This is a genomic window from Veillonella nakazawae (assembly GCF_013393365.1).
GTDB classification, from domain to species: domain Bacteria; phylum Bacillota; class Negativicutes; order Veillonellales; family Veillonellaceae; genus Veillonella; species Veillonella nakazawae.
The window spans coordinates 143285-167015 of record NZ_AP022321.1 but is presented as its reverse complement, the minus strand read 5'-3'; the positions used below and the strand labels follow the sequence as shown (position 1 = coordinate 167015).

The window sequence follows — 23731 nt, the reverse complement described above, 5'->3', positions numbered from 1 at the left end:
ATCTATGTTTTATTATACCAATAATGCGTATGTTTCGGTATCCTGATATTTACCATGTTTGAAACCAACTTGTGGTGTTAGTCCACAGTAGGTAAATCCAAAACGCTCATGTAGCGCAGTACTTGCCACATTTCCTGCCGTAATAACAGACACCACCGTATGTAATGTTTCCGTTTCTTTGGCATGTTCTAATATATGGGCCATCAATTTAGATGCCACGCCCTTACCTCTATAATCTTGATGAATGTAAATAGATAATTCCACGGTGCTTTTGAAAGCATCCTTTGTTCTATACGGTGAAAGCGATGCATAGCCTACAACTACATCATCTATAAGGCCTGCAAAAATGCAGTGTTCCTGCGTTTGATGCGCCTCATACCACTCCTGCCACTCTGGCAACGTACGCGGCTCAAGATCAAGCGTTGCTACACCGTTCACAACCTCGTAATTATAAATATCTAAACAAGATGGTATATCATCCTTTGTAATTGGTCGTATAGTAAGCACGGTAATATACTCCTAACTTTTCGTCATTCCTATAAATTTATAGCCAGTACCTTGTATATCGCTATTTATGAAATTGAAGTTTTGCTATAATCAAGATGTCACCAACTCCATCCTGGGGAAACAGGTACAGGAAGGAGGTGTACCAATGAGAAAATTCCTCATACTCTTTATTATACCAGTTACGATAAATGTGGTTAGCTACCTCATTTATAAATTGCTCGACTGGTATTTAAACTGGTGATTGAGCGTCGGTTTATCTCCGTGAAAAGATAAATAAAAAGCCCCCTAGGTATTTCGCCATTCCTAGGGGGTCTTTTTACGTGTACCAATTAAGATACCTCATACTCTTTAAGCTAATTATAGTATACCTTATTCTATGAATTTGTCTAGTTCTATCTATTACACAATTACAAATAGTAGTACTGTAATAACAATCAATGCACCAATCACAGCATAGTCCACAGTTTTCAAGCCTACGGATGCAGCAAAGCTATGTGTAGGTCCACCAAAGCCGCGTAGTTCTAGGGACAACGCCATTGTTTCGGAGCGGCCCAAGGATTTTAAGAGCAATGGTTGGATAACGGATGCGTAAGATTTCATGCGTTTAATGAAGTTGCCTTCTAAGGATAAACCACGGCAAGCTTGCGCCTCTTGTACAGCATGACTTTCAGCAATGAAGTCAGGTACAAAACGAAGTGCAGCCGTGAACATAAATGCATATTCGTAAGGAATTTTGCATTGTGTTACGAGCGCAGCTGTAAGGTCTTGCAGTTTTGTAGTTGCCAACAGGCAGATAAACACAAGCGTCATAGCGAGCATACGCAAGCCGGATACGATGGCAGATGTTACATCGCCGCTACCGAGGAATTGGATAACACCAAGGAATACAGCAAAACTAGTCAATGCCGCTACAGCCTTACGTTGTTTAATCAATAAACCAGCTACAAATAACACGACAAGTTCTACAACGACTAAGGCCAATAGAGATGCCCAGTCGCGCAATAGAATGGCCCACACGGATACAGCGAGGGTCATCAAGATTTTTGTTAACGGTACTAAACGTTCCATATGTCCCTCCTATTTTCCGCCCAACTGAGCCACTAACTTAGATTTCAATTCATCCATGGATTTGCAATAACCGAGGGATGGTACCGCTAGTGAAAGTTCCACACTTGGCGGTTTTGTAAGGCCTAGGTCTTGCAATTCGTCCGTAGACTTCTTGAATAATTCCTCTGGACTGCCATCAAAGGCAACGGTTTGGTTACCCATGATGAGTGCACGGCTACATTCGCTAGCCATGATTTCCATATCATGTGTAATAAGAAGGATCGTAATGCCTTCTTGATTAAGTTGACGCAATAGTGCTAACAACTCTTTGGTTTCCTTACCATCTTGACCACTTGTTGGTTCGTCGAGGATGAGGATTTTAGATTGCATTGCTAGTGCAGAAGCGATAGCAACGCGTTGCTTTTCGCCGCGGCGCAATGTTGGAGGATAGGCTTCACGTAAGTGAGCGATACCTGTACGTTCCAACACTTCATCAACGATGCGTTTCACTTCGGATTTACTGCGGCCTAGTGATTCAGGGCCGAAGGCAACCTCTGTAGCTACTGTTGGTCTGAACATTTGGCGATCTGGTTGTTGGAATACATAACCAATAAATTGACCCCGTTTAGATGGCGGCATAGACGTAATATCCGTGCCGTTATAGTACATGCGACCGTCGCTCGCCTTTTCAAGACCTACGAGCAAACGAGTGATAGTCGTTTTACCACAACCATTGCGGCCACCGATGGCAATATATTCGCCCCCTTCGATGGTGAAAGTCACATCACGGAAAATGTCTACAGATGGCACATAGCCAAAGCGGATGTTTTCAACCTTAAGCATGAGCGCCACCGTCCTTTCCTTGTACATCATCAACGCGTTGAATCGGTTTTCTATCTTTTACTACAGTAGTATTGGTTTGGTTATTGTTAGAGTTGCTTTCACCATGCACCTCCGTTTGAATAGCATGAGCCATTTCAATTTGGTGCAAGCCCTTGATAGCAGACTCGATGCTGAGCCAAGGCTCATCGCTGTGGAAGCCCGCTTGTTCAAGTTCCATATACGTAGTGAACACGGATGGCAATGCATCAACGTGAATATTGTGTTCGTACATGTAACGAAGCGTAGTTGGTACATCGTCATCACACGCAATAGAGCCATCCACCATGAGAGCCATGCGGTTTGCATACGGCAATACAGCGTGTAAGTCATGGTCGATAACGACAACGGTAATACCGTGTTTCTTGTTCAAATCACCTACGAGGCGATATAATTCGGCAGTCCCATCTGGGTCGAGGGAGCTTGTTGGTTCATCAAGAACTAGAACAGTTGGGTTCGTAGCCAATACGGAAGCGATGGCCAAACGTTGGCGTTGACCACCGGATAGACTAGTGATTTTGCGATCTTCTAAGCCGATAAGACCTACTTGTGCAAATACCTCTTCAGAACGAGCTTTGATGGTTTCACGGTCATAACCGCGATTTTCCATAGCAAAGGCCACTTCTTCACGAACTGTCATCGTTACGAGTTGAGTGTCGTAATCAGCGAGAACTACACCGATGTGATTAGCCAATTCAGGAATTTCCATTTGCGTAGTCGCTTTGCCATCTACGAAAACCATGCCTTCAAGACGGCCGCCGTAGAATTTAGGCACAGCCCCTACCATAGCCATACAAAGGGTACTTTTACCACAACCGGCAGGACCAGTCACAACGAGGAAGTCACCATCATATACATCAAGATTGATGTTTTCAAGAGATGGTGTAGTCGCCTTAGGATGGTAGTAATTTACGTGTTCAATGGAAATCTTCGCTTGGCGCTCAGGCAAAATCGTCATATGACTATGGTCAGATGTCAATTGATCTGTACTTGGCAACATTCCGCGTTTGGAGAATAGACGTTGTGCCGGAATGTACAAGATTGGCGTAATGGCACCGTTCAAAGCGCCTACGATAAGAACCATCGGCCACATACCATACATATATACATTGTCTGGTAGGTCCAATACTTTCCACAAAATAGTAACGAAGATACCGCCAGATACAACAGTCGCTAAGAAGCCAGATAGGATTGGCGTCAAATCAAAACCATCAATTTTACGGAACTTCACGGACAACATAGCGCGCGTCACGAGAGCTGCGGTCAAAGCACCGCCTGGTTCAGACAACAAGTTGCCGTAAGGGAATGCTGACTTAGATGTCAAAACATTGATGAGGGCCGCTACAAGGCCAATCCCCAATGTTTGACTTAAACTAGGACGTGTCAATAAAATAGCTACGCAGTACGTAGCAATTGTCCAGTTCGGTGTTACCCCAGCCACACTAGGGCTCACCAAATGCAATATCGTGCCCAATGCGAGCATCAATGTGCTGACAGTGACCCATCTAAACTGGCCACCCTGCACATGCGTGTACACAAGATCTTGAATCCGTTCCATAATAGCCTCTTTTCTAAAAATGAATATATAATCTATATTGTATCACTCTTCGAGGATTTATGAAAGACGGGACTTTATTAAAGGACTTTAAGTAAAGCCCATAAAAAAGCACCATCGATTAACGATAGTGCTTATAAGAACTAATGTACTTCATCTAATAATATTCTAAGATAATCACGTCTACTGTTTAATATTCTATCAATATAGATAGTCCGATCTAAGTAACGGTAAAAACTTAAATAATTATGACAAAGTAAATATCTGTATTCAATTTTACTCCCTAGATTAATCAATAATCGCTGTCCCATTTCTGGAAATATACACAACGATTCATTTGTAGTCACTATATCCGAAATGGTTTTCTTAGCTAACTCAATATCACCTGATTCTTCTTCTATAAAAGATTTTATTTCTAGCAAATCTTCTCGTGCTTTTGGTGCATAGCTAATTTGATTATTCATAATTAAATCCCCAATTCACTCTTTAGTTGCTCTGATGAAATCCATCCTTGTTCTTCACCAGACTTACGACCGCTCTCTAAAGCGCCCATAAGTTTTATTGTAGCCATTACACGTTCATAATCTTGGATATCCATAATGGCATATCGGCCTCTACCATTTTTAGTTAAGAATACTGGACTATCTATAGTAACATCTCGTAAAACTTCAGAATAGTTACGTAAATCTGAAATAGGTTTTATATTCGGCATCCAATCACCTCCACAATACTTTAGTGATATAACACTCATCTTTTAAATACCTTATCACTATTGTAGTTAAATTATCAGGTAAATTCAACATCAAATTTTACAGCACCACTCAAAATCACTATCAAGATATATGATACTTTTTTATTCTCACTTTCCCGTCATATTTATATGAGTATTGTGAAAGTTTAGAGCATAACAAAAAATAGCAGGAGAATAATCCTGCTATTTTTATAGTATACTGTAAAGCAAATTTACGATTTATACCCATCAAGCTTATTATAAATAACAAACTCTCTAAGTATATTTTTAATTTTAATTATACATTTCCAATGGGGTTGCTCAACAATTCCTAAATTTTGTTTAGCTCGCTCAATATCTACAGTAGAAATCAAGTCATTAAAGCGTCCATATTCATCAATATTAGTTTCATTAACATGAGCATTTAACAAAGCCCTCAGCTTAGCTTCGTCTACCCCCAACAAGTAAATACAATACTGTATCTTTGCATTCCAGTCGACATTCATATATTCATTAATATAATCAGTCAAAGTCTTATTTTCATCAATAACTAATCGCTTATGTTCTATATCAACCAAAATTTGTCTGGCAGCACGTTGTTCATCTTGCGATAATTGCGCAAAACTTTTATGAAGCATCATTCTTAATTGATCAATTAATGTCTTATCAAAGTCATCAATATTATATGCTCTGATATACTTCTCAAAATTTTTATTCATATAATCAGCATCAATCCGAATAGACTCTTGCTTATGAGCTTTGGCAGTTATATCAAAAGGAATCACTGGATTAGCTTTACCATCAGGTGTACTAGAGCTATATAATTCACCATATCGAACTGCTAATGTGTTATACGTTTCCTCATCTAAATTTAGTCCTAGTTTCTCATCAATATTCTTTTGCCACGTAAACATCTGCAGACGAATGGCTTCCATTAAGATACGCAATTGATAGAATAAGCGACCAAATTTATGTCGACTCGCTATATTATCCGGTAATTTTGAATAGTATTCTATACCTTCTGATATAAACAAATCTGAAATATCCTCTACTATAACATTCATTTTGCGAATATTCTGATCTTTTTTATCTGCATATAACCCTTCAGGTACCGATCCAGAATATAACCTAAAAGCATCTTGAATGTTACGAGACATAGTATGTATCTTACGATAATATCTAATGCTACCAAATGGTTTCTCTGGACCATATAAACGGTTTGTTCTAGAGAAAGCTTGTACTATCTCTTCATAAGCCATAATTTTATCAACATATAGCGTATTTACATATTTTGAATCAAAACCTGTCAGTAATTGTTTAACGACAATTACAACATCAATGTATTTATCTGTATCAATTTCTACATCATTAGAACGATATTGCAGCTTATGCGCAAGTCTAGCACAAACATCACGCTTAAATGAAGTATAACTTGATACAGTAAATTTTTGATTAAAATATGTATTATAGTCCTCTAAGATTTCTTCCAATGCTTCATCTTTGATAACAGCGGTTGTAGGATCCATTTCACCATCTACAGTAGGGTCAAATAAGGCCACTACTTTTAGATTAGGTACACTGCGTCTAAACAATCGATAATAAGAAATCGCTTCAGATATACTATGGGTTGCTAAAATACCATGGAATAATCCTTTATAACTTTGTACCAACCATTTATTGTAAATATCTTCAATTACAGCTCTACGATGGTCATCATTATCATAATGCCCATTTTCTATATAATCCTCAATACCTCTTGTATATCCACGTTCATAATCTCGAACCATAGGTACATTATTTATAAAATGGTAATAGGCTTCTCTTTTTTCGGGAGATTCCATAACATCACTAACGGTATTAGCACCAACCTCACGTAATGCAACAGCATTACGTAAATCTTCATCACTATATGTCGGTACAGATGTAATATCAAAACCTAAAACATTTTTATCTCGAATACCATCAGAAATACAATAGCGATGTAATTCATCACCAAATAAATCGGCAGTGGCTAATGTTTTCTTTGCATTATCTTTAAAAATTGGCGTACCTGTAAAACCAAATAATAAAGCATGAGGGAAGGTTTCCTTAATTGCTCTCAACATATCGCCAAAAGTATTGCGATGACATTCATCAAAAATAAAGACCAATCGCTTTCCCTTAACACGGTTCAACATATCGTCGCGTGTATCATCTTTAGATAATTGATTCATCTTTTGAATAGAGGAAACAATAATCATATCCTTTGGTTCAATGCTATCTAGTTTTTTCAGTAATACAGTACCACTTTCTGTACCTTCTACGGATGTGGCAGAGTCGGCAAACCCTTGATATGCCTGCAAAGACTGTGTTCCTAATTCAACACGGTCCACAAGAAATACGATTTTATCAGCATCGCCTACACTCGCAATAATCTGCGCCGTTTTAAACGATGTCATAGTTTTACCAGATCCTGTTGTATGCCAAATATACCCACCTAGAGGACTGGTATATCCCCAATCAGCTTTACTAACTATATCGGCAATACGACTTGCTGCATAATACTGATAGCTACGCATCACTTTGAGGACACCGTCAGAGCTATCTGGAATTGTATAAAACCCTAACAATTCATGCGCTAAAGGAATTGCTAACAACGTTCCGGCAATTTGAGCCCAATCCCCTATAATTTCATTGTTTACATCGGCCCAATGAAATTGAAATTCTGACTTTAAAGGTTCTCCATTTCCAGGATTAGCAAAATATACCGTTTCTTCTGGTGTCATAGCCACAAAAATTTGTATTAAAGCAAATAATCCAGAGAACAAGCCACGACGATTATATAAATCGATTTGATTAATTGCAAAATCAACCGGAACGCCTGAACGTTTCAATTCAATATGAATAACAGGCATTCCATTAATTAGCAACATGATATCTCCACGTCTATCTCTAGAAACATCATTAAGTCCTTTAAATTGAGGTTGACGTGCTATTTGATAAACACTTTGGCCAGAAGCGATTTCGTTACGATCAAAAATCTTAAGTGATACATTTTTCCCCAAATGCATCATATCAGCTTGATTATCACGTTTAATAGTAACAACTTTACCATTTATCCAATCATTTATCATGGCAGGGCTTTTCAACATCTTAAGTTGCATTAAGATTTGATTCATCTCGCTATCAGTCAACGGATATTTGTCCAGCTTGTCAGGAGAACAGTTATTTTTATAAATAATATCTGCCCAATTCTTTACAAGCGCCTCTTCTGTTGGATATTCAATACACTCTGTTTCCCATCCATGATTAGATAATTGCTGAATAAGGGCTAATTCAAAATCAGCTTCTTTTGTAAAAATCATAATTCACCTAATCTATTAAATCTACACAAATAACTGTTGAAGTAAAGCTTTCTTTATTGACATAAGACGATCCAACTTACGCTGATGAAGGATAATAATTTCTTCGATACTAAGAATTAATTGTGTTATTTTAGTACGTTCATCAACTGATGGTATCAATACAGATATATCAAGAAAATCTGTTTCATGAATTCTCCATTGCCCATATACAACACCTTGTCTAAATCGAATCATCTTAGCAATAAATTTTGGTAATAATGACATTATTCCAATAAATTGACTATCACCAATAGATACACCTTGAAAAATACTATAAACAGGTGATATAACTGCTTTGCCAGTTTTATTTATTCCTATGGATCCTGTCTCCAAATTATTAGAGCTATATATAAAATCGCCTAATTCAGTTCTTTTATATTTTTTCGATTGATCTAACACCAAAAAACTTCTATCATACCTTTCACCTTTTGGAACTACACCAAGACCTTGAACAAATGACATTAATGGATATTCCCTTGTTTCTACTTCTTGTTCATTACGTTCAACTAATACATCTGATAACTTGCGCTGTTCCCAATCTTCAGCAAAGCCCTTAAACCGAACTTCTGGAACTGCACATCTATTTTGAGGAAACATTTTTTGTAAAAGTGCACTCTTATTTAACTTCAATTTCTCAATCTTACGCTGATGAAGGGTAATAATCAATTCTAACGAATCAAGTAATTTAGCAATTTTATCTTGCTCATGCTTTTCCGCAATTGGGATAGGAAAATCAACTAATATGCTTTGATTTAAATGCTTGATAGTACCACCAGTTGCATTTGCAGTAACATATTTCATTAGAAAAGGCGCTTTAAGATAGTGATATAAATATTTGTACGACAACAAAGTATCATCTTTAACGCGTACATTAAAAACGCCAGCATTAAGAGTTGCAGGCTTTGGTAACTCTTCTACTAATGCTACCTTACCTAAAGTACCGTCTTTTGTAATGAGAATACTACCAGTACTTAATTGTATTTTTGTATCCTGATCAAATCTCTTTTTTTCTACATAATGACAAGTACTATATTTAATACGACCATTATCAAAGTCTGTCCCTGTAATTAGTAAATAATCACCACTATCCAAAAATTCACTAGTTCGTAAATTTTGCCAACCAATTCGGGCATTCATAGTGGTTAATTCCGATAACTTACGCTGTTCCCAATCATCAGTAAAGCCTTTAAATCGTAACTTGGGAGTTTTTTTATTGGCATTCATCATTTTGCTCCTAACAATTCTAATAAGGCGGATATCCCCATATCGTCATTAGCTTCTAACTCACGTAATGATGTAATCAACTCTTGCTCTACTACTCTAATGTCATTATCTATAGATTGTAATGAAGTTCCATATTTATTTGCTACATCACGTAAAGACTGAACAAAATCATTAATAATCTTTTTTGAATACGCTTTTAGTTCATTTATTGCTGGTAAAATCCAATGTTGATATAACAATTCATCTATTTGTTTATCAGTAAGATTTTCTATACGATATTTTGTAGCATCTGCTAACTCAGCTACAGCTTCTTTCTGACGTTTTTTTAGTTTTGTTTCTTTAGCATATAAATCTTTAACAGCCTTTAATAATGGATATAATTCGGGTTCATCCTTATAAACCTTAACAGCTGCATTCAATGGTGTCTTCACAAACCCAGTTCTATCATCATTCAAGAATTCCATATCTTGATAATCCATCGGTACAGCTTCAGCAAGTTCAGCGATTCGCTCTTTAATCGCTTCAAGTTCATTCTCTATATGTGTTAGATTTGAAAGTTCATTCTGCAAATATAATTCTTGCACTAATCCAAAAGGAACAATAGCCCCTTTCCACCCGTCTTGAACCTCTACTTGTTTATTATTTTTCTTTTTCATTACCATATTTGGTTCTACAGAAGCAACCAAGGCTTTACCATTATGTCCCATTTTATCGATATCTAATGTAATTTTAGACCAATTATCACTCATAATTTGATAGATATCATAGGTATCGATTAATGGTATATTAGAAAATTGTTCAAATAACTCTTCTGACAATGAGTGCCAAACAGTTTCATCCATTCCATCTTTAAACTCATTAATAACAGCCTTAGCAACATGTTCTATATAATGATCAATCTTTGAAACTAAAGAGTCTGTATATACATTTACAGTAGGATAATCATGCACAATCTTGGCAATATCTCCCTCTACCAATGAATAGTATCCATCTTGGCCTTGTTTGAAGATTTCTTTATCAAGTCCTTCAAATACATTCCAATACGGAGATAATCTTTCTATCTCACCATATGGAATACCGCCATGAACAATACCATATATATCATATATTTCATCATTCTTAGATGTATCTACATAGCGTGGAATATTTAAATTGTAATCATTACTTATAATCTCATCGCGAGATACGACTGTACAATATCCAGGAATCGTATCTCTTTTACAATAAGCATCTACGATACGACGAATATCTGACGCCTGTAACTTATTATTCTTATTGGCTTTCACAAAATATTCTGAAGCATCAATAACAAGTACATCCTGATTCTCTCTCTTCTGACGTAATACCATAATGATTGTAGGGATACTTGTACCAAAGAAAATATTCGCTGGCAACCCAATAATAGCATCAATATGATTATTATCAATAAGAGCTTTACGAATCTGTCCTTCACTATCCCCACGGAACAATACACCATGTGGCAATACGATTGTCATAATACCATTGGGTCGTAAATGATATAAATCATGAAGTAAAAAAGCATAGTCCGCTTTTGTAGCAGGCGCTAGCCCAAATCGACTGTATCTAGGATCATTTTCTTTTCCTTTTGGGTCCCAGTGTTGAGAATATGGAGGATTAGATACGACAGCATCTAGATATAACGGATTATACGTTTGTTGAGGGTCTGCTTCATCAAAATAAGGCCAATCATCTTCTAATGTATCCGCGTTTCTAACCATGATATTAGACGGTTGAATATTGCGCATAATAAGGTTCATTCGCGTCAAATTATACGTCGCTTCTTTTAGCTCTTGAGCATAGTATTTAATACTATTCTTGTCTTTTCTATATTTCTCAATACTTTTACCAATATTTATCAACAGTGACCCTGATCCACTTGTTGGGTCATAAATTGAAATTTCATTTTGACCTTGCAAATGATGTGCTACAACTTCTGACATCAAAACAGAGACTTCATGAGGAGTATAAAATTCACCCGCTTTTTTACCTGCATTGGCAGCAAAATTCGAAATCAAATATTCATATACAAATCCCAACACATCATAATCCTGGGAACCATCCATTGGTATTTCATCAATTAACGAAATTAATTGTTGAATAGCTTTAGATTGGGCCCCAGAGTTATCACCTAACTTAGTTAAACCTAATTGCAATGTGTCAAAAATACCTTTGTATATTCGGTTATATTGATCATTCAATAAACGTTCAAAAGAATTTAACGCATCTTGTACTCTACCTACATCAAGCTGGTTTCCATCCTGAATCCATGTAGAAAACAAATGATTATATGGTATAAAATAGTACAAATCATCTCGAATAGCATCACATAATTCTACATTTGATTCTACTAAAACAGATTTATATTCCGTTTTTGCTATTTGATACTGTGTACTTAATAACTCCTCCTCTTTTTGAGACAAAAACTTGTAAAACATGAATCCTAATATATAATCTTTATACTCATTTGCCTCAATTTTAGAGCGCAATTTATTGGCCGATTCCCAAATTTTATTTGCTAATTGCTGTTTATCCATATGCCACCTCAATTAATTCTATTTATTATTTGTATTATATCATCATAGACAAGTATTGTTTTAAATACGAAAAAGCACCCTGAAAGGGCCTTATATATGGACAAAAAATAAAGCAACACCGAATTAACGATGCTGCCGCTTGAAACCAAAAATGGTTTTTCTATGTAGTTAAATATTACCTTATATGGACCCATGTGTAAATAGCTCTTATAAGCATTCCCCCAAAAGGCAAATTTATATTTTCCATCATAACACATCTTAGATATATTCGCCCCCATTGTAATATAAGAATGACCTAACACCCCAAACGGGACATTAGGCCATTTCTCATTTTCCAATTTTCCAGGAGATGAGCCTAACGCATTCCAGAACGTTAATTGGCTCTTCTTATTTTGTATTATACCACATATATTTTTATTTTACAGCTGAGAAAACTAACTTTTACTATCATAATTAAATTTCTATTCTCACTTTCTCGTCATATAGTTGTGATATAATGCATATAAATACTTATGCCTAGGACATAGGAGGTCTATATGTACAAATATATTACTATTTTAGGGGCCGCTGGCCAAATTGCACAAAAGTTGACTGCTACATTATTAACATATACAGATATGCACCTTACATTATATGGTCGCCAATTGAGTACTCGTTTACATCCAGAAATTTTAGAGCATGAACGAGTTACTGTCATCGAGGGCTCCTTCCAAAATCCTGCAAAATTAGAGCAAGCTGTAACAAATGCAGAGATCGTATTTGTAGGCGCTATGGAGTCTGGCAGTGATATGGCATCCATCGTGAAAGCATTGAGCCGCAAAAATGTACGCCGTGTTATCGGCCTTTCCATGGCTGGTCTCTCTGGTGAATTCCCAGCAGCACTTGAAAAATGGACCTTCGACAACTTACCGATTAGCTATGTACAAGGCGAACGCCAAGCACGCAATGTGTTGCGCGAATCCAATTTAAACTACACAATTTTACGCCTCACATGGCTCTACAATGATCCAGAAAATACAAATTACGAGCTCATCCCTGAAGGCGTTCAATTTAACGATGCCCAAGTTACACGAGAAGCTGTAGTAAAAGCCATCTTCGACATCTTGCATGTAGATGATGAAACTCCATTCCATCGTACAAGCATTGGTATTGGCGAGCCAGGCACACACTACGAGAAACCAAGCTTTCACTAATATATAACTATATGAATTCTTAAATAATAAGGTATATCCAAAATCCAGAGAGTACATTTTTACTCATATAACACAGATTTGGGGTATACCTTTTCTTATACCCATATTTTATAGTTATTTATATAGATAAAGTTCTGTATTTACGCTATACTAATAAATGATTAAGTTATACTAATAGATATGTGAAAGTAAACGCCTATGCGGTTATCGATTACATTTATATACACTTTATTGTATAAATCACCGTAATTTTTGTGTATAAAAATTAACGATATCCATTTTTAGTCCCACTTAGGGCTGAGGGTGATTAAGGAGTTATTATGAATCGCATTGTTGTTATTGGTAGTTGCAACATGGATATTGTAGTGCTCGCCGATAAACGTCCGGCGGCAGGCGAAACAATCATGGGCAACGAATTGCACATCGCTCACGGCGGTAAAGGTGCAAACCAAGCGGTAGCCGCTGCTCGCCTTGGCGCAGAGGTTACTATGGTTGGTTGTATCGGCGAAGATGCATACGGCCAAATAATTATGGATAACCTAAAGGAAAATCATATCAATACAGACTACATCGTTACGGTTCCAGACACTACAACTGGTACAGCTCACATCACATTGGCTGAAGGCGATAACAGCATTATCGTTATTGCAGGCGCTAATGCTAAGGTAGACCAAAGTGTAGTAGATAACGCTTGGTCTGCTATCGAGCAAGCAGATCTTGTAATGGTGCAAAACGAAATTCCTATTCCCACAATCGAATATATCGTTCGTCGTTGTCACGAGGCTAATGTAAAAGTCCTTTTAAATCCAGCTCCAGCGGCGGATCTAAATCCAGAGTGGTTAGAATTGGCAACCTATATTACGCCAAATGAGCATGAGCTATCTGCCCTCTACCCTAATCAATCTACTGAGGAAACATTGTTAGCTAACGAAAATAAAATCATCGTTACCCTTGGTAGCAAGGGCGTAGGTTATGCAGATAATGGCGAAATTCACACTGTATCTGGATTCAAGGTTGAGCCAGTAGATACAACAGGCGCAGGCGATACCTTTAACGGGGCCTTTGCAACAGCTATCGTCAATAGTAAAAGCTTAGCTGACGCGTTGCACTACGGCAATGCAGCTGCGGCCCTCTCCATCCAACGTTTGGGCGCCCAAGGCGGCATGCCTACGAAGGACGAGGTTGCTGTATTCTTGGCAAAGAATTAGCATATTGAATAGACCTTTAAAAGCTCCACTGGCCAGGTCTGCCTTCGCAGGGCCAAAGTCGCTTTGAAAGGTCTATTCAATACAAGCTATACATTCTCATGCAACGAATACATCTGCCCTCTATATAACAAAGGGAGTTAATGAATGAGGCTTTAAAACCTCATTCATTAGAATAGAAAAAGGAGTTATGTATGCAACGACACGGTATTTTAAATAGCCATATCGCTAAGGTTCTTGCAGATCTTGGTCATACAGATACAATTTGTATCTCCGACTGTGGTTTGCCAGTACCTGAAGGGGTTCAAAAGATTGATTTAGCCTTAGATTTTGGTGTACCAAGCTTCGAGCAAGTGGTATCCATCATCGCTAAGCATATGAAATCCGAAGCAGTTCATGTGGCAAAGGAAATTAAGGAAAATAATCCTGAAGCTTATGACTTCTTGGAGTCTACCTTCCCATCCAGTCAATACGAATGGATTAAGACGAGCCATGATGCTTTCAAAGAAGCAACAAAACAATGCAAATGCATTATTAGAACTGGTGAAGCATCTCCGTATGCCAACATTATCTTGCGCGCCGATTGTATTTTCAGCGATCGTCCCTAGAGCAATAGATTAAGAGATACTTTCACCAATCATATAGGAGTAGTTATGGAAATTGTTATGTCAGGCATTGCAAAGGCATTTGGTACGAACCAAGTACTGCGCGATGTAAGTATTACCCTCAAGGAGGGCGAGGTTCACGCCTTGATGGGTGAAAACGGCGCCGGCAAATCCACCCTCATGAATATCCTTACGGGCATTCACAAGGCAGATGCTGGTAAAATCACCATCGACGGCGTAGAGCGGACCTTCCCGAACCCGAGAGAGGCCGAGCTAAACGGTGTAGCTTTCATCCACCAAGAGCTCAACATTTGGCCAAATCTAACATTGTTAGAAAATCTATATTTAATGAGACCGAAGCGCAATAAATTCGGTATGCTCGATAAAAAAGCGATGCTTGAAGAAGCACAAAATACGTGCCGCGAACTAGGCATCGAATTGCCGCTCACAACGGAAGCAGGCCTTTGCTCCGTTGGTCACCAACAGATGACAGAAATCCTCCGTATCTTAATGTTAGATGCAAAGGTTGTCATCATGGACGAACCGACAGCAGCCCTCACAGAGCGTGAAACGGCGACATTGTTCAAAATGATGCGCAAAATGAAAGCCCGCGGCGTGGCTATCGTATATATCTCTCACCGTATGGAAGAGGTATTTAGCGAATGCGATACGATCACGGTTATGCGTGATGGTCACACCATCATTACGAAGCCAACGGCTGAGATTTCTGTAGATGAAGTAGTACGCCACATGGTAGGTCGTTCTATCGATGAGTTCTATCCTGCTCGTACAACTACACCAGGAGAAGTTGTAATGAGTGTTGATAACCTTAAACCAGAAGGTTTTGACAACGAAATCTCCTTCTCCTTGCGCAAAGGCGAAATCCTCGGCGTAGCAGGCCTCATGGGCGCTGGCCGTACAGAAATCATGCGCGCTATCTTTGGTGTAGATAAACACAATGGCGGTACCGTAACAGTTAACGGCTCCGTTCTGAAATGTAAAAAACCTGAAGATGCCATCAAAGCTGGCATTGCTTTCATCACAGAAAATAGAAAGAGCGAAGGCTTGATCCTCGATTTCTCCATCGGTTCCAATATTACATTGCCGAACCTTAGCGAAATTTGTCCATCTCATGTACTGGATAAGGGCAAGCTCAATTCCTTTGCTGACGAATTGTCTAAAAAGCTAGGCGTTAAAACACAATCTATTCACGAACCGGCGTCCTCCCTATCTGGTGGTAACCAACAAAAGGTAGTTATCGCTAAATGGGTTGGTAAAAAGCCATCCATTATCATCATGGACGAACCAACGCGCGGTATCGATATCGGTGCGAAACGTGATATTTATGATTTAATGAACGAATTAACGAACGATGGTGTGTCCATTATCATGGTGTCCTCTGAGTTACCTGAAGTACTAGGCATGAGCGACCGCGTTATGGTCATTCATGAAGGTCGCGTAGCAGGTATCTTGGACCGCTGCGATGCAACACCAGAATCGATTATGACATTAGCCACAGGAGGACAATAATGGACAGCAAAGCTCTACAGTATATAAAAAAATTAGGCCCCCTCATCGGCCTCATCCTATTATTTATCATTATTTCTGTCATGAACGACAGTTTCCTTGAATTCTCTAACTTGCGTAACTTGTTGCGCCAAGTATCTATCAATGCGATCATCGCCTTTGGTATGACGTTCGTCATCTTAACAGGCGGTATCGACTTATCCGTAGGTTCCATCCTTGCCCTCTCCAGTGCAGTAATGGCCAACCTCATCGTAACTGGTACTGACCCTGTATTGGCTATCGTGTTGGCTGCCGGTGCTGGCCTCGTATTGGGCGGTATTAACGGTCTCGTTATTACCTATGGCCGCGTAGCTCCATTTATCGCTACCTTGGCGACCATGACAATCTACCGTGGTGCGACGCTAGTATTCACAGACGGTAACCCAATCTCCGGTCTTACTCAAGATCCTCTATTCCATGGCTTTGGCCAAGGGGATATTGCAGGCCTTCCAGTTCCAGCTATTACAATGTTCCTCGCTTTCATCATCCTCTGGTTTGTATTAAGCCGCACATCCTTAGGTCGTAAAACATATGCCGTAGGTGGTAGTGAAAAGGTAAGTTACATTGCTGGTATCAAGATTGACCGCGTTAAAATCTTTGTGTATGCCTTGACTGGTATGCTCTGTGGTATCGCTGGTGCAATCATCACTTCTCGTCTTAACTCTGCACAACCTACAGCAGGTGCAGGCTACGAACTTGACGCTATCGCGGCGGTAGTTCTTGGCGGTACAAGCCTTGCTGGTGGTCGTGGTCATATCGTTGGCACATTAATTGGTGCCCTAATTATCGGTACCCTCAACAACGGGTTAAATATTCTCGACGTTTCCAGTTTCTATCAACAAGTTGTAAAAGGTATTGTTATTTTACTGGCTGTTCTTGCAGACCGTAAGAAAGCCTAGGAGGTTCCTATGAAAAAACTATTGTTACTGTTGGCGATGGCCGTTATGGTTATTGGTCTTGTAGCAGGCTGTGGTAAAAGCGCTGATAACGGCGGCGACAAAAAATCCGGCACAATCGGCTTCTCTGTTTCCACATTGAACAACCCATTCTTCGTAACTATGAAGGAAGGCGTTGAGGCTCAAGCTAAAGCGCTTGGTCTTAAAGTTAAAATCGTTGATGCTCAAAACGACCCTGCAAAACAAGCAAACGATATTTCTGACTTGCTTGAAAGCGGTGTTTCCGTATTGATTATCAACCCTGTAGACTCTGCAGCTATCTCTACTTCTGTAGAAGCAGCAAATGCTAAAAACATTCCTGTAATCACTGTTGACCGTTCTGCTGATAAAGGCAAAGTAGTAGCTCACATCGCTTCCGATAACGTAAAAGGCGGCGAAATGGCAGCTCAACTAATCGTTGATAAAGTAGGCAAAGCTGCGAAAGTAGCTGAAATCGAAGGTATCCCTGGTGCTTCCGCAACTCGTGAACGGGGCCAAGGTTTCCATAACGTAGCTGACAAAGACTTAACAGTAGTAGCAAAACAAAGCGCTGACTTCGACCGTACAAAAGGTTTGAACGTAGCAACTAACATCTTGCAAGCTAATCCAGACGTACAAGCTATCTTCGCTCATAACGACGAAATGGCATTGGGCGCTATCCAAGCAGCTAAATCCGCAGGCAAAACAATCTTCATCGTAGGCTTCGACGGTACTGCTGACGCAGACAAAGCGGTTAAAGACGGCACATTGGCTGCAACAATTGCTCAACAACCAGACCAAATGGGTAAAATCGCTATCGATACAGCTCAAAAAGTTATCAAAGGCGAAGCTGTAGAAGCTAAAATCCCTGTAGATCTTAAAGTTGTTACAAAATAATTGTATATAGAAACTGGGTACAAAAAAGAGTCGCATCCTTAGATGCGACTCTTTTTATTTTGGTTCTCGTTCTAAAAACTCTTTGAAAAACTCAATAAATTTTGGTAAATACGTTTGATCTAAACTTTCAATAGTCATATGACATTTGTAATTATAAATGGTACAGATGTTAATCTCCATCGTTAGAGCACCCTTTTGATCTAACGAGAATGCAAGCGTATCCCCTTCTCCAGTTAATACATAAGTAAAGGTGGCTGTTCCTTTGCAATTCTCATATAGCTCAACTAATTCTTTGTATCCCCTATGAATACCAGACCAGTCACTAGGGTCAATGTACCCAGCACAGATATTGTAGCCCTGTTTAATATATACGCCAAACACACCAAATTGAGATAATTCTGTATCCATATCAAAAGCAATTATTAAATTAGGTTCATTTACGATTTCATACATCCTATTCACACTCCACAAATAGTAACATTTTCATTTATTATAACATTACATGTATTAACAAAATAGTAACTATAAATAGTTAAAAACCATCATTCAATAGATAAAACTATAAAATAATAACTACATACAAACTACCAATAGTGATTACATATAAAATAATAACTAGAGGTAAAAACAAAAAAGCCCGAGCTATATCTTTTCTAGATATAACTCGAGCTTTATTTAGATTATGTAATTAGAACATGAAGTTTACATCTGTACGCCAGTAATCACCTAATTTGTTGCCGTCCATATCTTTATTGCCAAAGCCATAGTAAGCACCAATCGATACATTTTGGAATGGTACGTAGTTTACATTAGCTACGAAGCCTTTGAACCCATTACGTACATGAGCTACGCCTTTAGTATCTACATAATGTTGGTTGTAGAAGCTATAAGCAGGAGCAAAGGCACTACTAAAGATTGGAGAGTTCCCTTCTTGGTAGTAATATTGACCACGTACGCTATAAGTATGAGCTTTCTTAATGTCATAATTACCATAACCAAGGCTAGCCATCCACGCATGAGAATCAGATACGCCTGGTGCTGTAAGCCATTCGCCGAAGACGTTCCAACGTTTAAAGTTCATATTTGCGTTGAGGCCCCAAATGTTTTTGTATGGAGAATCAATAAAGGATTTAACTTGTTTACCAGTAAGTGCATCCACATCTTGGCCTTGGTACAATTTACCATTATGGAAGCGACCATACATACCACCAAGGGTAACATGTTTATTAAGTTTACCCTTAACTTCAACCATAGCGGCAGTAATAGTATTGTCTTTAGTTTGGTATGTAGGAGCGCCGCCCAACCAGTAACCATAACTAGCGGACACATCAAGCTTGCCATGTTTGTACATGAGGCGAGCACCATCAACGAGATCATCATACATAAGACCTAGAGCTGGTGTATAGAGTTGACGACCTACGCGCAAAGTTGTGTCTTTACCAAAATGATGATCTACATAGGCAAGATTAATTTTGCCTTGTGTTGCATTGCTATTACCAAATTCACTAGAGCCTTGAATACGTACAACAGCATCAGTTTTATCGTTAACCTTAGCATTAAAGATTACACGAGCACGATAATCAAAGGAAGAATGTTTACCATACGCATAGGTATCATTTTTCAATTCGCTGCCACGGTAACGCAATCGATAATTACCAGTTACCTTTACATTCCCTACTTGATTTTCTAATTTTGCTACTCGTACACCTAATGTGTTGAGTTCAGAACCGAATTCATCGGCCAATCGATTAATCATCGCTTGTTGTTCCGCATTGGCTTTATCTTGGTTAGCCATCGCTTTAGCCACCATTTGAGCCATTTCGTAACGCGTAATAGGATTGTTGCCTTTGAAAGTTCCATCAGGGTATCCATTAATAATACCTGCATTTGCTAATTGCTCAACAGATTGGTACGCCCAACTAGAAGCATCTACATCGGAAAATGGATTAGCTGCATACACACTGACAGAACCCAATACCATACAGGAAACTAAACTTGCTACCAACTTTTTATTCATCAAAAAGACCTTCTCTCATATAGATATCACATTTATTCGTGAGGTGTTGTATAGTTAATATCTTGTGCCTTGTAGTTTTCACCATGAGCTAATACGTGAACGATGGTTTCCAATGTGGCACGTACAGTTTCAACAGCCATACTTGGTTGATTTGGTTTATCCACTACTTGAGATGGCAAGTACGGAATGTGCATGAAGCCCGCCTTAATATTGCCTTTTTGTGCTGCATAATGACACACGCCATACATCAAGTGATTGCATACAAAGGTACCCGCTGTATTAGAAACCTTTGCAGGAATGCCATTTTGATGCAATGCGTTAACGATGTTTTTTATGGGCAACGTCGCAAAGTATGCACTAGGACCATCGGATACAACAGGTTCATCTTCAGGTTGGTTGCCTCCATTGTCTGGAATACGGAAGTCATCGCAGTTAATAGCAACACGTTCCACTGTAATATCTGGGCGCCCCCCTGCTTGACCTACACATAGAATAAAGTCTGGTTCGCATTGTTCAGCCGCTGCTTTCACAGTATCAACAGATTTGTAACGTACAGTAGGAACCATTTGAGTCACTACCTTATAATCACCATCGGTATAGCCATCCATTGTTTTTACCGCTTCCCAAGCTGGGTTAATAGGTTCACCGCCAAATGGATCAAAACCGGTAATCAAAATTGTTTTCATCACACTACCTCATAACGATATTCTATGATTTATAACAATAAGTACATGTTGATAAGGACAATTATACACAAAACTACATCATAGTAGATTGTATATAGTATCCAATATCATAAGAATATCGTGCTTTCACGAAAGGTTTAAATAAAGTAATACATTAATAGGATGTTCAATACGAGCATAATTAATGCAATTGGAAGTTGTGCTTTAATAACGCCGTATTGGTCGCGCATTTCAAGGAGCGCTACCGGTACGATGTTAAAGTTTGCCGCCATAGGTGTCATCAATGTACCGCAATAGCCAGCAAGCATTGCGATAGCACCAACAGCAGCTGGGTTTGCACCATGGGCTACAACGAGCATTGGAACACCGATAGCACTTGTAATCATCGCAAAGGCTGCAAAAGCATTACCCATGATCATTGTGAAGATGACCATACCGATGCAGTATGCTACAACTATGAGGAATACATTATCTGCAGGCACCACACTAGCTACAGCACTGGAGATAATTTTACCAACGCCAGCTAAATTAAATAAATAGCCTAGGGCCGCTAATAATTGGGACAAGATAGCAGTCCAACCGATAGCATCGATAAGACGACGACCTTCATGGAAGCCTTGGTTAAATGAACCCTTAGTGATGTAAAGAGCAGCACCCATAGCAATGATTGCGGCAATACCAATGCCTACAAGAGCCCCTAATTTAGTAAAGAAGCCAATGATGAATGTGATGATACCAACAAGTAAAGCCGGTACGAAAATAACATTACCAATACGGACTGCTTCGTCTTTTTTGAATTCAATAGGAGATTCAAAGTAATGACCTTTGCCGAGTTGTTTTACCAAGACGATAGCAGCCATGGCGATAACGAGCCAGCCATTTATTTCCTTTGATAGATAAGAACCAAAGATAAAGGACACGCTGTACAAGAGCCAGAATAAACCTGTACCGATACGATATTTATGTTCTTTATCTAAAAATGATTGAATGGCAAAGATAAATAAGATGATCCCTACGAGAAGGTATACATAATCTAAGGGCTGCATTTTATAGATAAGTTCTAACATATTATTCAGCCTCCTTCTTTAATTCTTCTGGTGTAACAAGGATATTAAATTCATTAGGTACTAATTTACCAGCTTTCATATCCTCTTCGTCACGAGCTACAGAGGCTTGAATTGTTTTATCAAAGATAATAAAGCGAATGAAATTAACGATATAGGCACAAACAGCAGTTGGCAATCCGTATAACACCATATCTGTTAACTCTACAGAATAGCCTAATTGTTCCATAACACCTTTGATAAGCAATAACCCACCAGCAGCAAGGAACAAGTTTTGACCGAAGAAATTGCCTATATTATCTGCAGAAGCAGCTATACCACGCACCTTATCAAGAGTACGTTGAGATACTGGGCGACCTTGCGCTACTGCAGCTTCACTCATAGGTGCGATCAACGGACGTACCATGGCAACCATACCGGACATGTTAATACCAAAAGCTACAGTTACTTGGCGCACAAATAAGTAAATCATAAAGATACGACCAGCCGTAGCAGCGTTGATCTTGCCGATCAAAATTTCTGCCCGTTCACGTAAGCCATGACGTTCCATAAGACCAATAACAGGTAAAATCAAAATAAATAATGACATATAACGATTTTTAACGAAAGCCTCCCCAATGGCACCAACGATATCGTTGATACTGAGACCACCTGCAAGGCCCGTTACAAAACCTGCGGCTACGACAACTAACAAGGCATTAAAGCGCAGCATCAGACCGATGACCATCACTAAAATACCAGATAAGACTAACATAGTCTCACATCCTTTCTACAAACCATCTATAAACTAGTTCTATAGTCCATAGATATAATATATATGTTTACATTATATAATATATATGTTTACTTTATATACCCAAATATGTTTTTTTTGCATAAACAAATAAACCTTATACATTACTCTCATTTGATACAGTTATTATGTCACATTAAGTACACTCTATATCAAAATAGTTATGTATAAGGTTTGATTAGTTACTAGGCAACTACAATAAATCTTTTTTGAAAAGTATAGTAGTATGTTGTTTACCTCTAAAATGAACTTTATCATATGCTTTAAAGCCGAAAGATTCATACATTTTAGGCAACCACGGATGTTCTTTTGCTGTACCTAATGTAACAGCTGGCGTTTTAAATTGATTGATCAATAATTCTTCCGCATAACCAAGGGTTTCCCGAGCATAGCCTTTACCTTTGAACTCAGGCGCCGTTACAAAGTGAGCAATGTGTGGAAATTTATCCGGTGTAGAATATTTAATCCACGGCATACAGAACGTAATAGAACTAACAAGTTGCCCATCAATATACAATCCATATACAGGATAGGTTTCGATCCACTCCTTGGATTCTTCTTCTGTAAAATCGATAGCATCGAATGTAATTGGATAGTCTTTAATCGCTGCATAGCCGTCGATTAATACCTTATGATATTCTGCTGTATCCGCTACTGTTAATTGTCTAAATTCTTTCATGGTCTTCCCTCATATCTATGTTTTTATTCACCGGTTTTGTATATTTATTACTTATGAAGGTTATTATACACCTATATGTATTAAGTTGCAATATACTTACATAAATATTGCATGAAGTTTTGATATCTAATAAGAAAATAGAAGATGATATATTGTAATACTAATATATTACACGGTACTAATACTTCTCTATTATAAAAAGTATCCAATATACATAGTTTGTATAAATATT

Annotated in this window: 21 protein-coding genes; 6 read left to right on the top strand and 15 right to left on the bottom strand. The window is 38.5% G+C overall.

Features of this window, described 5'->3' with window-relative positions; all coding sequences use genetic code 11:
- Window positions 1-12: 12 nt before the first annotated feature.
- The 9 genes from VEIT17_RS00615 to VEIT17_RS00575 all read right to left on the bottom strand — a co-directional run bounded on the left by VEIT17_RS00615 (window position 13) and on the right by VEIT17_RS00575 (window position 11880).
- On the bottom strand, window positions 13-513 hold the full coding sequence (locus VEIT17_RS00615) for a GNAT family N-acetyltransferase (RefSeq protein WP_178885973.1): 501 nt from the start codon (window positions 511-513) through the stop codon (window positions 13-15).
- A 393-nt stretch (window positions 514-906) separates the two neighbouring features.
- The gene (locus tag VEIT17_RS00610; protein WP_178884194.1) at window positions 907-1575 is read right to left on the bottom strand and encodes an energy-coupling factor transporter transmembrane component T family protein; all 669 of its coding nucleotides are present in this window, start codon (window positions 1573-1575) and stop codon (window positions 907-909) included.
- A gap of 9 nt (window positions 1576-1584) precedes the next feature.
- A complete protein-coding gene (locus VEIT17_RS00605) occupies window positions 1585-2397 on the bottom strand; it encodes an energy-coupling factor ABC transporter ATP-binding protein (protein ID WP_178884192.1) in 813 nt (270 codons plus the stop codon).
- On the bottom strand, window positions 2390-3991 hold the full coding sequence (locus VEIT17_RS00600; protein ID WP_178884171.1) for an energy-coupling factor ABC transporter ATP-binding protein: 1602 nt from the start codon (window positions 3989-3991) through the stop codon (window positions 2390-2392). Before VEIT17_RS00600 ends, VEIT17_RS00605 begins: the two co-directional genes overlap by 8 nt.
- Before the next feature lie 140 nt (window positions 3992-4131).
- Window positions 4132-4452, bottom strand: a complete 321-nt coding sequence (locus tag VEIT17_RS00595; protein WP_178884169.1) for a type II toxin-antitoxin system RelE/ParE family toxin — start codon at window positions 4450-4452, stop codon at window positions 4132-4134.
- A 2-nt stretch (window positions 4453-4454) separates the two neighbouring features.
- The gene (locus VEIT17_RS00590) at window positions 4455-4700 is read right to left on the bottom strand and encodes a type II toxin-antitoxin system prevent-host-death family antitoxin (protein WP_009351852.1); all 246 of its coding nucleotides are present in this window, start codon (window positions 4698-4700) and stop codon (window positions 4455-4457) included.
- Between the two features lie 251 nt (window positions 4701-4951).
- Complete coding sequence (locus tag VEIT17_RS00585; RefSeq protein WP_178884168.1) at window positions 4952-8062, bottom strand: type I restriction endonuclease subunit R; 3111 nt, start codon at window positions 8060-8062, stop codon at window positions 4952-4954.
- A 21-nt stretch (window positions 8063-8083) separates the two neighbouring features.
- Window positions 8084-9328 carry a restriction endonuclease subunit S gene (locus VEIT17_RS00580; RefSeq protein WP_178884166.1) on the bottom strand — a complete coding sequence of 415 codons (1245 nt, stop codon included), beginning with the start codon at window positions 9326-9328 and terminating at the stop codon, window positions 8084-8086.
- Window positions 9325-11880, bottom strand: a complete 2556-nt coding sequence (locus VEIT17_RS00575; RefSeq protein ID WP_178884164.1) for a type I restriction-modification system subunit M — start codon at window positions 11878-11880, stop codon at window positions 9325-9327. Before VEIT17_RS00575 ends, VEIT17_RS00580 begins: the two co-directional genes overlap by 4 nt.
- A gap of 536 nt (window positions 11881-12416) precedes the next feature.
- Here VEIT17_RS00575 and VEIT17_RS00570 point away from each other — a divergent pair.
- The 6 genes from VEIT17_RS00570 to rbsB all read left to right on the top strand — a co-directional run bounded on the left by VEIT17_RS00570 (window position 12417) and on the right by rbsB (window position 18260).
- The gene (locus VEIT17_RS00570; protein WP_178884162.1) at window positions 12417-13073 is read left to right on the top strand and encodes an NAD(P)H-binding protein; all 657 of its coding nucleotides are present in this window, start codon (window positions 12417-12419) and stop codon (window positions 13071-13073) included.
- Window positions 13074-13393: 320 nt separating this feature from the next.
- Window positions 13394-14281 carry a ribokinase gene (gene rbsK, locus VEIT17_RS00565; protein WP_178884159.1) on the top strand — a complete coding sequence of 296 codons (888 nt, stop codon included), beginning with the start codon at window positions 13394-13396 and terminating at the stop codon, window positions 14279-14281.
- 191 nt (window positions 14282-14472) lie between these two features.
- Window positions 14473-14886, top strand: coding sequence for a D-ribose pyranase (gene rbsD, locus VEIT17_RS00560; protein ID WP_178884157.1), 414 nt, complete (start codon window positions 14473-14475; stop codon window positions 14884-14886).
- Window positions 14887-14931: 45 nt separating this feature from the next.
- On the top strand, window positions 14932-16413 hold the full coding sequence (locus VEIT17_RS00555) for a sugar ABC transporter ATP-binding protein (protein WP_178884155.1): 1482 nt from the start codon (window positions 14932-14934) through the stop codon (window positions 16411-16413).
- Window positions 16413-17348 carry an ABC transporter permease gene (locus VEIT17_RS00550; RefSeq protein ID WP_118353423.1) on the top strand — a complete coding sequence of 312 codons (936 nt, stop codon included), beginning with the start codon at window positions 16413-16415 and terminating at the stop codon, window positions 17346-17348. Before VEIT17_RS00555 ends, VEIT17_RS00550 begins: the two co-directional genes overlap by 1 nt.
- A gap of 9 nt (window positions 17349-17357) precedes the next feature.
- Window positions 17358-18260, top strand: coding sequence for a ribose ABC transporter substrate-binding protein RbsB (gene rbsB / locus VEIT17_RS00545; RefSeq protein WP_005387469.1), 903 nt, complete (start codon window positions 17358-17360; stop codon window positions 18258-18260).
- Window positions 18261-18314: 54 nt separating this feature from the next.
- Here rbsB and VEIT17_RS00540 read toward each other — a convergent pair whose 3' ends face one another.
- From VEIT17_RS00540 to VEIT17_RS00515, 6 genes are all read right to left on the bottom strand, one after another.
- Window positions 18315-18713: a hypothetical protein gene (locus VEIT17_RS00540; protein WP_178884152.1), complete on the bottom strand. Its 399-nt coding sequence runs from the start codon at window positions 18711-18713 to the stop codon at window positions 18315-18317.
- 235 nt (window positions 18714-18948) lie between these two features.
- On the bottom strand, window positions 18949-20277 hold the full coding sequence (locus tag VEIT17_RS00535; RefSeq protein ID WP_178884149.1) for an S-layer homology domain-containing protein: 1329 nt from the start codon (window positions 20275-20277) through the stop codon (window positions 18949-18951).
- 32 nt (window positions 20278-20309) lie between these two features.
- Complete coding sequence (pcp, locus tag VEIT17_RS00530; protein ID WP_178884147.1) at window positions 20310-20963, bottom strand: pyroglutamyl-peptidase I; 654 nt, start codon at window positions 20961-20963, stop codon at window positions 20310-20312.
- A 137-nt stretch (window positions 20964-21100) separates the two neighbouring features.
- Complete coding sequence (locus VEIT17_RS00525) at window positions 21101-22030, bottom strand: DUF979 domain-containing protein (protein WP_178884145.1); 930 nt, start codon at window positions 22028-22030, stop codon at window positions 21101-21103.
- A 1-nt stretch (window position 22031) separates the two neighbouring features.
- Window positions 22032-22781, bottom strand: coding sequence for a DUF969 domain-containing protein (locus tag VEIT17_RS00520; protein ID WP_101928628.1), 750 nt, complete (start codon window positions 22779-22781; stop codon window positions 22032-22034).
- A 232-nt stretch (window positions 22782-23013) separates the two neighbouring features.
- Window positions 23014-23499: a GNAT family N-acetyltransferase gene (locus VEIT17_RS00515; RefSeq protein WP_119207393.1), complete on the bottom strand. Its 486-nt coding sequence runs from the start codon at window positions 23497-23499 to the stop codon at window positions 23014-23016.
- Window positions 23500-23731: the final 232 nt, after the last annotated feature.

Coding starts and splice junctions, on each gene's coding strand:
- VEIT17_RS00610 (WP_178884194.1), bottom strand. CDS start 1,575: ATGGAACGTTTAGTACCGTTAACAAAAATCTTGATGACCCTCGCTGTA.
- VEIT17_RS00605 (WP_178884192.1), bottom strand. CDS start 2,397: ATGCTTAAGGTTGAAAACATCCGCTTTGGCTATGTGCCATCTGTAGAC.
- VEIT17_RS00600 (WP_178884171.1), bottom strand. CDS start 3,991: ATGGAACGGATTCAAGATCTTGTGTACACGCATGTGCAGGGTGGCCAG.
- VEIT17_RS00595 (WP_178884169.1), bottom strand. CDS start 4,452: ATGAATAATCAAATTAGCTATGCACCAAAAGCACGAGAAGATTTGCTA.
- VEIT17_RS00590 (WP_009351852.1), bottom strand. CDS start 4,700: ATGCCGAATATAAAACCTATTTCAGATTTACGTAACTATTCTGAAGTT.
- VEIT17_RS00585 (WP_178884168.1), bottom strand. CDS start 8,062: ATGATTTTTACAAAAGAAGCTGATTTTGAATTAGCCCTTATTCAGCAA.
- VEIT17_RS00580 (WP_178884166.1), bottom strand. CDS start 9,328: ATGATGAATGCCAATAAAAAAACTCCCAAGTTACGATTTAAAGGCTTT.
- VEIT17_RS00575 (WP_178884164.1), bottom strand. CDS start 11,880: ATGGATAAACAGCAATTAGCAAATAAAATTTGGGAATCGGCCAATAAA.
- VEIT17_RS00570 (WP_178884162.1), top strand. CDS start 12,417: ATGTACAAATATATTACTATTTTAGGGGCCGCTGGCCAAATTGCACAA.
- rbsK (WP_178884159.1), top strand. CDS start 13,394: ATGAATCGCATTGTTGTTATTGGTAGTTGCAACATGGATATTGTAGTG.
- rbsD (WP_178884157.1), top strand. CDS start 14,473: ATGCAACGACACGGTATTTTAAATAGCCATATCGCTAAGGTTCTTGCA.
- VEIT17_RS00555 (WP_178884155.1), top strand. CDS start 14,932: ATGGAAATTGTTATGTCAGGCATTGCAAAGGCATTTGGTACGAACCAA.
- VEIT17_RS00550 (WP_118353423.1), top strand. CDS start 16,413: ATGGACAGCAAAGCTCTACAGTATATAAAAAAATTAGGCCCCCTCATC.
- rbsB (WP_005387469.1), top strand. CDS start 17,358: ATGAAAAAACTATTGTTACTGTTGGCGATGGCCGTTATGGTTATTGGT.
- VEIT17_RS00540 (WP_178884152.1), bottom strand. CDS start 18,713: ATGTATGAAATCGTAAATGAACCTAATTTAATAATTGCTTTTGATATG.
- VEIT17_RS00535 (WP_178884149.1), bottom strand. CDS start 20,277: ATGAATAAAAAGTTGGTAGCAAGTTTAGTTTCCTGTATGGTATTGGGT.
- pcp (WP_178884147.1), bottom strand. CDS start 20,963: ATGAAAACAATTTTGATTACCGGTTTTGATCCATTTGGCGGTGAACCT.
- VEIT17_RS00525 (WP_178884145.1), bottom strand. CDS start 22,030: ATGTTAGAACTTATCTATAAAATGCAGCCCTTAGATTATGTATACCTT.
- VEIT17_RS00520 (WP_101928628.1), bottom strand. CDS start 22,781: ATGTTAGTCTTATCTGGTATTTTAGTGATGGTCATCGGTCTGATGCTG.
- VEIT17_RS00515 (WP_119207393.1), bottom strand. CDS start 23,499: ATGAAAGAATTTAGACAATTAACAGTAGCGGATACAGCAGAATATCAT.